We start from the raw sequence: 12,365 nt of genomic DNA, 5'->3' as shown, positions 1-12,365 counted from the left end.
GTTACCTTTTTATTGGAATTACTTCTATCTCTGGCTTATCTACCGCTTCCATTTTTTCACCAATAAAAAAACTGGTGTGTGGCGGTTGATTATAGGCTACATTTTGCCATGCTATACTTAGTCTATATTGAGGATCATGCATAAGAGTATAAAACCTATAGTCGGTTGGAATGGTAGTGGTATAAATACGTAGAGACTTATTATCCTCTGCCCTGAGAATTACCTCTTCACGCCAGTCACCCAATATATCTGCACTTAAAGCTGGAGTAGCTTTAGTACCATTATTAGATTTGGTTCCTTCAGCAACCAGTAACTTTTCAATAGTATCAGAATTATAATTCCATTTATAAATAACATTTTTATCCAGCAATTCCCTCTGTAGATCGCCATCCCACCAAATAGCAAAATTCATTGGCAATCTCTTATCAGAAATTTTTTCTCCATTAGAACTATATAAGCCACCTATAGCACCCCACATTTCATTTCCCGAATATCTAGGATCTATATTAGCAGTTAGACCTCGGCCAATGTCTCCTCTGGCCGGAACTCCCCAAATAGTATCTCCGGTTTTAGCTTCTCGTAACCATAAACCTTTTCCTCTGTATTTATCTGGGTCTTCCTGAGCTGTCCATATCTCCAGCCCTGGCCTATTAGGTAAAAGATCTGAAACATGCATGGCATCTCCATGACCAAGTCCTGAATTATATAAACCTTTACCATTATCGTCTACCGTCATAGAACCAAAAACTACTTCATCTCTTCCATCTTGGTCTACATCGGCAATCGAGAGCTGATGATTTCCCTGGCTTGCGTAAGCCTCGTATGGTTTATTATTTGTATCAAAGATCCAACGACGATCCAGCTTATTGTCTTTCCAATCCCATGCAACCAGAACAGTGCGCGAATAATAACCACGACTCATAACAAGGCTTGGTGACTTGCCGTTAAAATATCCTACTCCGGCAAGAAATCTGTCCATGCGATTCCCATAAGCATCTCCCCAAATTTGCTTGATTTTCTCCTCACTGGGATTTTCAGTATCTGGATGTCTAGAGGGCAAGTATTTGGTCGTTGCCATAGCAGCTCCTGTTTCTCCATTGAAAACTGTAAGGAATTCAGGTCCAGAAAGGATTCTGCCTACCCCATTTCTGTAATCAGCCCTGGGATCTCCAATAACTTTTCCTTTTCCGTCAATGGTGCCATCTGCTGTTTTAATAGCAACTTCAGCTTTTCCGTCACTGTCCAGGTCATATACCATAAATTGAGTATAATGTGCCCCAGCCCTAATATTCTTCCCTAAATCAATTCGCCATAATTGAGTCCCGTTTAATTCATAAGCATCGATATAAACATTACCAGTATAACCATTGTGAGAATTATCCTTAGCATTGGTAGGATCCCATTTCAGGATAATCTCATACTGCCCATCTCCATCTAAGTCTCCTACACTACAATCATTAGGAGTATAGGAATATTCTCTTCCATCTGGAGTTGTACCTCCGAGAGGTTGTTGAAGAGAAATTTCATGGTAAGGATTTTCCCAAACCGTAGCGTAGGAAGACGTAGAAGCATCTTTCTTATTTGTAGGTTTCACACTATACTTCCCATTTTCGGAAGTCTCATCTATAAAAAAGGTAGTTTTTATTAATGGTGACTTATTTATTTTAGTTGAGTTTCTGTAAACATCAAAAGCCGTATCCTCAGGCTCCGTGCCTAAAAGTCTCCAACTTATAAAAATCTCATTACTTGATTTTCTTACGGCGACTACACCACGATCCAAATTCTCCATATATCGCTGGGCTTCAGCTGAAAAATTAAAAAGTAATATGATAAGAAATAAGAATAGCTTGTTTAAATAATGTGGTAGATTCCTGTATTTCAGATCCACTAATAATTTAGAATAATTAATTTTTATTAATCCAATTTTCATATTTACATTTTTTCTATTAATCTTCGGAGTTGGCAGGATGAAGGGGAACCAACATTATATCATTTTCAGTAAAATAGCTAGAATTAATTAACACCCATTTACCATCAGGGCTCACTGATTGATGTAAATGAGCTTCACCAGTAAAGGGGCTTTTACTTAGTAATCGGTGGCCTTGTGAAAGTAAAGTTACATCGGTAGTATCACTGGCATTTAAGCGATATAATTTTCCGTCGAAAGTATCTCCTGAAATCCAATTTCCTTCCGGGGTGCCATTAGAATGCCAATAACCACCACCATTGGTTTGGCCATGGTACTCCAGATTACCGGTCCGAATATTTAATGAAAAAATTCCTGTTTTATTTTTTCTCAATCGGTCTAAATGTCCCATTACATTGAAGAGGATATGATCTGGACCCATAAATACTTCATGGGTCACCCAATCGCTATCTGACTCCTCAAAAAGTGGCCTGTTCTTTACACTACCATCATTATTTACGGTTAAATACCATATTCTTTGCGGTGAATCTCCTCCTGTCTCCCAGCAATACATGATTTCCCCCGAGACATAAGGATTAGCCTGAAGATGTCCAATTCTAAAGGGAACTTCTTTTAGTTTTATTGTATTTCCTGATTTAAAATCTGTTTTATAAATGGCTGATCTATGTTTCTCAATTTTTGTTGAAAAATATACGCTAGTCTCTTCAGCATCCAAACCAATTCCCGACGGGCTTATCGTATCCGGAATTTTTGCAATAATTTTTTCATATTCTGCAGGCTCCCCTACATTATCTTCCTCGCTATCAGATAATAATTGGTCTAGATCAAGCTCAATAATATTTTGACCTTTTACCAGATAAGCATTCCCGCTTTTCCATCCTAAATGGAAATTACCATTATCAGAACCTGTTGTAATTTGCACAATTTCATAATTATCCATAGAAACTGCATAAAACTGGCGATCACCATTCTCTCTGGAAGTTCGATTAGAAGTAAAAACTATGTATTTCCCATCTGAAGTCCACTGTGGATGCGTCTGATACATTTTAGAACTGCTATGCCTGGAAGTTGTAAGTGCATTTATTGTAACCCCTGTTACCTTATCTTGGTAGGTGAAATTTTCAGAAGGAAAACGCTGTCCAAAAATATCTTCCCCGGCCATATCGAACGTATGATCTACATTGACCCTTGATGAATAATCTTTTCCTTCTACTACTTGAGAAAACGCTTCCTGAAAACTCAAAAGCGGGATTATGATCATAAGGATTAAACTAAAACTTGTTGGTATTTTTTCCATCTGATTTTTTTAAATAAAAAGGACTGTTAGAGAAACAGCCCTCTTCATTAAAACAATTAAGGCTAAAACAATTGAATTAATATCCCGGATTCTGCTCCAATTTTGGATTGGAGTTAATCGCAGCTTGCGGAATAGGATAAATAGTTCTATAAGGTTCTGAAGCTTCCTTCCATTCCCATGGTTTAGTAAATTCTCCAAATCTTATTAAATCTCTTCTACGAGTCATTTCAAAAGCCAGTTCTCTATTTCGTTCTTCTAAAATATCCTCCAGAGTGAGAGATGTTAATTTTGTTGCATTACTTCTTTCCCGGATCATGTTTACATATTCCAATGCTCCATCCAGATTTCCCTGTCTAGCCATTGCTTCTGCTTTAATCAAAATTATGTCGGCATATCTTATAAATGCGATATCATTACCAGCATTTCCACCTTGTGTATTTGGGTCTATTAGCCATTTAATCCATTTAATTCCGGCATTCATTGGCTGACTTCTAATTCCCGTTGCAGGAATTATATCGTAGGGCACGGGACCTTCAGTAGAAACACCAGGTTCATATAAGGCCGAATTATTATCGGGAACAACCCTTTCCACCATTACTACTTCGCCATTTCTTGGATCTTTAAGAGGACCATATGCAAGAAACATTTCCTTTCTCACATCCTGATCTTCGTAAGCATTGTAAATGGACGGCCTTGTGGCAAAACCGTTTTGAGGAGTATAAGGAAGTCCAAAAAGCCCCCCAGAAATACCCGGTAAAACCTTTTGTACAAGAGGATGGCCTATCCCCCCCGCCACATCAGGAGAGTAAACGGCTCCAAAGATAAATTCAGCGTTATTCTGATTATCTGGAACAAAGTTGTCAAAGTAATTAGGAAGCAAGCTATACGATCCAGAGTTAATTACCATATCGGCATATTGTTCTGCTTCGGCATCCATAGCTATCCCTGTGTAGACCTCAGCATTTAAATAAACTGTAGCTAAAAGAGACCAAGCAGCTTCTTTTGTTAATCTGCCATAATAGGCACCACCGGCTTCACTTTTAGACGGAAGATCTTCCGCAGCAGCTTTTAATTCCGATACAACAAATTCAAAAACTTCGGTACGTGTATTTTGTTCCGGCAGGTTTAAAGGATCCACCTTTGGCTCCGTAAAAATTGGAACATTACCGAAAAGATCCATAAGAAAGAAATAAGCATAAGCTCGTAATGCTTTAAGTTCGGCAACAGGTCCAGATACTTCCAGATTAGAATCTTCTAAGGAAGTTAATAAACCGTTGGTTTGCCCTACCGTTCTAAAAAAGGTATTCCAGGTTCCGGAAATGTAAGAATGATCTGGATTCCAGTTATGCTCCATTAATTGCCAGAAGGCATCACCTCCCCACCATCCCTGGATTTTTGCCTGAACAACTACCTGATCTGCAGATAATTCTAAGGTTCTGTATTCTACCCCCATCCCTGTTATGGCAGCAAAATTCCTATAAATCCCCGACAGAGAAGACAATATCTGAAAATCATTCGAATAGAATGTTTCTGGAGTGTAAATTGAATAAGTATCTTCTTCCAGAGAACATGAGCCAAGAACTAGCATTGAAATGCTAACTAATATGACCAGTTTTGATCTCAATTTTAGTTTAAAAGTTTTCATATTTTTCATTTATTTTTTTTTAAAAAGTAACACTCCCTCCAAGTAAATATGAAGTTGGTCTTGGGTATGCCAGATAATCTACCCCAACGGCTCTCGTATTTACTTCAGGATCATAACCTGTATAATCTGTAATTAACAACAGATTTTTCCCTGTAACATATATTCTCGCTTTCTTTAGAAAGGAAATATTAGCCGTATTGAATGTATATCCAATACTTAAATTATCAAGTCTTAAATAGCTTCCATTTTCAAGCCATCTAGACGAGTATTGTGCCTGTTCATCCCTGCTTGTTCCATTGGTGAGGGCAGATTCCAGCACATTCACACCAGGGGCTCCTACCGGATACGAAAATTCCGCTCCAGTATTATTGTATATATCGTTACCAATAACGCCCCTCATATTTACGGCTGCGTCAAATCTCTTAAAACGAAAATTATTATTGAATCCATAAGTTAGATCGGGATTTGCATTTCCAATTACCAATAAATCTGCCTCTCCATCACCATCTTCATCCAAATAGGTTTCCATACCCTCACTATTAAGTCCTGTAAATTTCCTTCCGTAAAAGGAGTTTAGTGGTAAACCTGGTCTAATGATTTGAATTCCGTTTTGAAACCCGACAACCCCGGAACCATTTACTGTTCTAATTTCATCTCTTTGAAAATTCTCATTAGATAAACTTATTACTTCATTCTTATTAGTTGAAAAATTCAAATTAGAAGTCCAGGTAAAATCATTTGATTCAAAGATATCTCCGGTAATACCAAATTCGAAACCTTTGTTTTCTACTTCTCCTACATTGGCCCATTGTGTTTCTACTACAGATGGAGCTGCCGTTGAAAACTGAAGCAACAGATCGTTAGTTCTTTTTCTATAATAATCTATAGTTCCCGTAAGCCTCTGGTCAAAAAGACCAAAATCCAGTCCTATGTTTAATTGATTAGTTTCTTCCCACTTAAGATTTGGATTTGCATAATTGGTAGGCAAAACACTAGGTACTGCATCACCTCCAAACACGTAAACACTCGAGCCATTAATTGAAAGTTGCTCTCTATACAAATTGTTAGGAATTTCCTGATTCCCTGTAATCCCATAACCCAATCTAAATTTTAGATTACTAATTTTGGAGTCCTGCATAAAGTCTTCGTTAGTAATGTTATAAGCAAAAGCTCCCGATGGGAAAGTACCCCACCTATTATTCTCACCAAACCGGCTTGAGCCATCTCTTCTTACTGTTAAAGTAAGAAGGTATCTATCCAATAATTTATAATTAAGCCGTCCATAATAAGAAGCAAGTCTGTTAGCATCTTTAAAAGAAGTATTAGCTAAAGTATTACCTGATTGAATCAAATTCCATTTGGTAGCAGTAGATACGAACTGATTGGCCTGAGTAAAAGTATTTTCATTTTCAAATCTTTGGAAAGAGTATCCAACCAGAAAATTAATATAATTACTATCATTTATCTGCTTATCATAAGTAAGCGTAGTTTCGATAAGAGCGGTGGTATTTTTGAATTTACTTATAGAAGCACGGCCCCCTTCAGATTCTGCTGAAGGATGAGTTTCAGGAGCTAAAGTATATCTATCTACTCTTTCGTTTGAGTAACCTAGATTTAATCCGAAAGTTAAAGCTTCAAAAATATCGAACTTCACATCAGTATTACCAATAAAATAGTTGGTTTTATTAAGGTCTTCAACATCTACCCACGAAACCGGATTAATTCTTAATTCACCCACCTGATAAAAACTTCCATCCTCATTATAAACTGGTAAAGTTGGCGCCCAACGTAAAGCATCTTTTAAAATATTACCTCCTTCATTATTAATACTGGAGGAAATAGCTACTTTATCATCTTCAAGATTAGCGTAAGTCATATTTACCCCTAATCTTAATCTGCCATCTAAAGCGCGGTGACTTCCATTGAATCGTCCGGTGTATTTTTCTAATTTATTGGATAGTATAATCCCTTCTTGAGAAGTGTACCCTAATGAAGCTCTAAATTTGGTAGTAGATGAACCGCCAGAAAACGCGAGGTTATGATTTTGAGTAAAGGCTGTTCTGAAGATTTCATCCTGCCAGTTGGTATTCGCTCCTAAATCGGAATAAGGTTCATCAATACTCTCAGCGTAGGACCGATATTGATCTGCAGAAAGAAACGGTAAGGTTTCACGAACACTTGATACTCCAAAATAATTATCATATGTAAGATTTTCTCCAGCGCCATCTTTACTTTTAGTTGTTATAATAATTACTCCATTGGCACCTCGTGATCCATAAATTGCAGTAGCTGAGGCATCCTTCAAAACATCAATGCTTTCAATATCTGCAGGATTAATTATATTCAAGGGATTCGAAACTTCATTAGAAAATGCAGTTGTTCCACCTTGAGCCCCAAGACTAACACTGTTATTAGCACTTCCAAACTGAAGGGGTACACCATCTACAACATATAAAGGATCATTTCCCGCAGAAATAGAGCTTATACCTCTAATTCGAACTGTAGAAGCTGAGCCTGGCTGCCCGCTATTCTGAACAATATTAACACCTGTTATTTTCCCCTGAAGTATTTGTTCGGGAGCTATAGGTGGAGCATCTTGAATACTTTCTGCACTAATTGAAGAAATAGCACCCGTTACATCGCTTCTCTTTTGAGTCCCATACCCTATGACCACTACTTCATCCAATTCTCCGCCATCTTGAAGAGTTACATTAATAACCGATCTATTATTAACTTCTTCTTCAGTTGTTTGAAAACCAATAAAAGAGAATACGAGTACCTTTGTACCCACTGCCTCAAGGTTAATGGAGTAGTTTCCATCAAAGTCCGTCACTACACCGTTCGAGGTTCCTTTCTGAATAATATTTACTCCGGGCAAGGGTACGCCTTCCGTCGAAATAACGTTACCAGTTACCTGGTTCTCCTGTGCAAAGCTGCTAAAGAAGATAACCAATGCAAAATACGGCACCAGTTTTCTTAACTTAGAACTGATTTGATTCATAATTTAATTTTTAGTTAGCTAATAGTGTTAAAAAGTTAAGATATTATATATGCTTCGAAATCGATTTCGCATAAAAGGGTGATTGGAATTTTCTAAAGAATTACCCAATAAATTCAACAACCAAATTAAAGGTTATTATAAGATTTTGTATCCTGTACTGTGCTGTGAACTCAAAAAGCTTTTAAAAGCTAGAAAAAATTATAACCTGGCAGGTTATAATTATAGAATAATGTAGTTTAAAACCGAAGTTAAAGGTAAATATGGAATTTGTTAAAAAAACGTTATTTATATTCTAGGATAATATCTTTCTTTCGACTTTCCGGTGTCACAGTTAATTGTTGGATTTGACCATTGAAATAGTTAAGTTCAATTATAGTATTCTTATAGGCATGAAGTCTAAAATGGACATCCCACTCTTTCGGCCAGGTAGGCAGAAGATAAATTTTTTCTCCTTTTTCCTGGAGTAGCATATCCTGTAAACCTATCATGCCAGATCCTCCCCAATTATGATCGGGCACCCAATCATGCCCAGGCCCCCAAAAAGTTGGATATTTCCTTTGTGAATTTCCAAGCTTTTTTAATAACTGCTCTTTAGTATAATTAGTAAGTAAGAGATTGGCCCCCATGAAAACTCCCGGTCTCCAACTCGCATAATTATTTTTATTTTCTTCGTTCATCTTATATTTCCATACATTCTGAGCATATTCAAAATCTTCTGTTTCAGAATTAATTAAACGATACGGAAACAATGCGTAAAGTGATGGCATAAAACCTGAATGCCAGGCTATATCCTCTTTAGATTCCCGTAATAAGGTGTGTTCTTTTCCACTATCATCTGTGTATACAAATTTTTCAAGATCCGGAATTCGGTTTTTTAAATCCTCGAAGTAATTTCTTATACTATCTGGTAGAACTTTTTGTGGCAATTCCAGACTATTCTGGATTACTGCAGTTAGACCAGCGATAGCGTCGGAAGCGTTAGTGGAGTTTGGACTGTTTTCACCCGGGGTTGTTGGGTAAAGCACTAATTTTCCATTCTTATCTAATGCCTTACCTGTTTCCTGCCTATGCCTGAACTGATAATGTTCATCATAAAAGATTACGGCGTTATAGATAAAAGGAAGGTACTCTGAGATATCATTACCGGAATATTTATAATACTCGAGAATCATAAATGCGAATTCCAGTTGGGTTTGAAAAAGTGTCTGGACGTATCGATTGGATTGTTTTCCCTCTTCATAATTGAGCGGTCTTTGAGTTATCCAGAAAGCATCATGGACAAATCCATAATGAGAAGCAATTGGCAATCCCGATTGTTGCATCTGCTCAGTAAATGAACTACCAGTATGCCCCCAATAGTGTTCTGTTCGGTTAACAGCATTTGAAAGAGCTCTTCTGTAGAATTCGAATTGTGGTAAGATCGCCTCAAAATCTCCCGATTTAAGCATCGGCCAATAGACTAGGCGCTGATTTTGGGCTGTAAATGATCCACCACCCCACCTTCTATAATCAGGATCATAATTAAAATTTTTATCTACTAAAACTGGATCAAAGGTGAGGTTTCCACCATTGAATTTTGTTGGCATTAACCCGTAAGTATTGCCTCCTAGCTGATAGCGAAATAAATTATAATTCCTGCCTGCCTCCCACGCCTTATCGGTCTCTTTATTAGTTGATTGTTCATTAAGGATGATAAAGGAACGTTGCCAGAAACTTTTCCACCATTCAAGATTTTGCTTAAAAATTTCTTCTTCAGTTCTATCTATATCTGCTAATTTGTGTATTTCATTTTTCCACTCTTGGACATTTTTTGAATGATCTACTATGGCAAATACCTGAAAAGAAGTATTTTTTGAGGAAGAAGCATTTTCAAAATTCCATGATTTGTATGGAGTTCCAGAGTAAAAGCCGTTAGAATTTCCAACGAATTGAAGGTTTTCACCTAAGAGCATTCCTCCTGAAATAAGATTCTTTAAAGGGTTATACATTTCACCCTTTATATCCTGGAGCCCTTGTTGCTCTATGGCAAAATCAAATGCACTGAAATGATCGTCATTATTATGAAAAAAATAAAATTTATCGTCTTCTAAACTAAAATGATCGCCATATTTTATAAGATCTACCAGATAATTATCGTAATCAAAAAGTGATGCTCTACGTCCTCTAACTCCCGGCACTTTTTCTGCATCCAACAAAACATCTTCAGCCCGCCAGGTTTCATATGAAACTTTCATTATCAATTTAGTATCAGATTCAGCTTCAAAATGAATAACCGGTCTTTCTGCTTCCACCCATATTTTCACTTCGGTTTCGCCTATTTCAGAATGTTTGGAAGTGATATTAATATAACCTTCTTTAAGCTTTAGTTCTTGTTGGAATTTATCCTCTTTATTAAATGGATTAGGTTTTAGCTTTACACGAAACCTACCCATTTTTAATGATTCATTATTTTCATCAAATGCACCACTCTGAGCCGCATAAAAGTAAATTTCTCCATTCTCAACCCAAACATTCGCACCAAGGCTGTGCCCGTTAACCGGCATAGATTCAGAACTATTTTTACTTTGGGAATCCCATACAATATTGTATTGCCTGATTCCATGATGCTGAGCTGCTCCAATGGCCATGCTCATACACATCAAAAAAGTTATAGGAAGAATTCTCATTTTCATATCAAACCATAAAAAAGGATGGATTAAATATTATAACCCATCCTCCTAATTATCAAAACTAAAAACTACTTAGTCATTATCTTCTTCCTTCCAGTTAAAAGGTAAATACCAGTTATCTGGATTCATCAATTTGGAACGCACTTCAGATGCTCTAGAATCACCTTCTTTCTGCAGTTTTTCATAAACTTTATCTGCTAGAAAAGCAGGATCGTTTCTTCTTAAAGCAACTCGCACAAGATCCCCCCAGCGATTCCCCTCAAAAGCGAGCTCTAGTGCAGCTTCTTGAATAATATTATTTTCAATGGCAATTGTACTATCGCCTTTAACCTCAGCAGCTTCAAGATAAGCCCTGCCCCGAACACCAGTACCCCTATACCAGTCACCACGATAATAAGGAAAGTCACCCTGGCGGGCATCAAAATCGTAAGGTGGTACATCATGAGTTTGTTGAATATCTGTCACATCAACAGTTCCAGGGATATCATATTCATTGTGAACACCATTATTTAAAAATGCATCGGCCAGTCTGTGGCGACCGTCTCGATTAGCTGCCTCAGCAAATCTGAGATGTAATTGAGCAGCTCTATAAAGGAACCACTGGCCTTGCTTATCGAAGAAATCGTCTGGCGTAAAGGTTTCAAAATTCAAATAATTTGAAAGATATTTCATAACTACAGGTTGTCCTCCAATAGTCTTATAGCTAAATTTTCTACCTCTTGCATCATATGGAAATCCGTTGAGTTGAGTTTGATCGCCCCATAGATCAATTACTTTTTGGGAAGGTTTCAGAAGATACTCTCCTCCCTGCATAGAAAACAAATTTATAAATGGATTCTCGGGCTCAAAGTCCGGACTGAATGGTAATACCCAAATCCATTCATAATTCCAATCATTATCCATTTCCCGAGAAAATAAAGATCCCCATCCTTCTGTTGCCGTATTAATAAGGGATTCCAAGTCTTGTTCCTGATATCTTATATAACTAACAATAATATCGGTTCCCCATGCCAATCTATAGGTATTAAAACGTTCAGAATCATTTCCGCTTCCAGTGGCTGTTTCCATTACGGTTCTGTAATGGGTTGCTGCCTGAGTATAATTGCCTTTCCAAAGGTTTAAATCTCCAAGTAGAAATTCTTTATTAATAAAGAACTTGGCTGTATTGTATCCATCCACATTTATTACAAGACTTTCTGCAGTATAAGGGTCTACATACGGTAAAGCTTCTGTGAAGTGAACTAGCTCTTCTAATAAACGATCAAACGGTAATCTTATAAATTTAGACTCATCTTTAATGTCTTCAATATTTTTCAATGGATCGGTGATGTATGGAACATTTCCATAATGAATCCCAAGTTGAAGGTATATCCATGATCTCAAAGCGCCGATATCAGCGTAACGTTGGTTGTATTCTTCCTGAGTAAAACGCTTATCTGCAAGCATTTTATCAAAATTTGCCAATACATCATTACAATTCAGAATCACTTTATAAAAATCTGCGGGATTCGCATAAGGATTATCCGGGCTAACCTCATGATTTTGTAATTCTCTTAAATTTGGATCGGCATTGTTAGTGACTGAGATTAAATCTGCTCTAACCTCATTTAGAACCACATACTTCTTTGCCAGATTCATAAATTTGCCATAAACGCCTATAACCGCTGCATCTGCATCGTAAACGTCTCGATAATTCTGTGATTCAGTAAGCTTATCCTGAGGTTCAACTTCAAGGTAATCAGAACAGGAAGAGATTGCTAAAAGTGATAGGAAAAGTAAAGAATAACTTAATTTGTTTACTATTTTCATGTATAGATTCATTTTTC

6 protein-coding genes are annotated in these 12,365 nt (G+C 37.1%); all 6 read right to left on the bottom strand.

What is annotated here, in order from left to right; translation table 11 throughout:
• Position 1 precedes the first annotated feature (1 nt).
• The gene (locus tag DHD80_RS14550) at positions 2–1,930 is read right to left on the bottom strand and encodes a rhamnogalacturonan lyase (protein WP_279347052.1); all 1,929 of its coding nucleotides are present in this window, start codon (positions 1,928–1,930) and stop codon (positions 2–4) included.
• A gap of 16 nt (positions 1,931–1,946) precedes the next feature.
• Positions 1,947–3,224, bottom strand: coding sequence for an oligogalacturonate lyase family protein (locus DHD80_RS14545; protein WP_251742185.1), 1,278 nt, complete (start codon positions 3,222–3,224; stop codon positions 1,947–1,949).
• Positions 3,225–3,300: 76 nt separating this feature from the next.
• Positions 3,301–4,878, bottom strand: coding sequence for a RagB/SusD family nutrient uptake outer membrane protein (locus tag DHD80_RS14540; protein ID WP_251742184.1), 1,578 nt, complete (start codon positions 4,876–4,878; stop codon positions 3,301–3,303).
• Between the two features lie 10 nt (positions 4,879–4,888).
• Entirely contained in the window at positions 4,889–7,870 is a 2,982-nt protein-coding gene (locus DHD80_RS14535) for a TonB-dependent receptor (protein WP_251742183.1), read from the bottom strand.
• Between the two features lie 281 nt (positions 7,871–8,151).
• The gene (locus DHD80_RS14530) at positions 8,152–10,542 is read right to left on the bottom strand and encodes a DUF5703 domain-containing protein (RefSeq protein WP_251742182.1); all 2,391 of its coding nucleotides are present in this window, start codon (positions 10,540–10,542) and stop codon (positions 8,152–8,154) included.
• Between the two features lie 69 nt (positions 10,543–10,611).
• Entirely contained in the window at positions 10,612–12,348 is a 1,737-nt protein-coding gene (locus DHD80_RS14525) for a RagB/SusD family nutrient uptake outer membrane protein (RefSeq protein ID WP_251742181.1), read from the bottom strand.
• Positions 12,349–12,365 lie beyond the last annotated feature (17 nt).

It is taken from the genome of Gramella sp. AN32 (assembly GCF_023718305.1).
Lineage (GTDB): Bacteria > Bacteroidota > Bacteroidia > Flavobacteriales > Flavobacteriaceae > Christiangramia > Christiangramia antarctica.
This window is presented reverse-complemented; position numbering and strand designations above follow the sequence as displayed.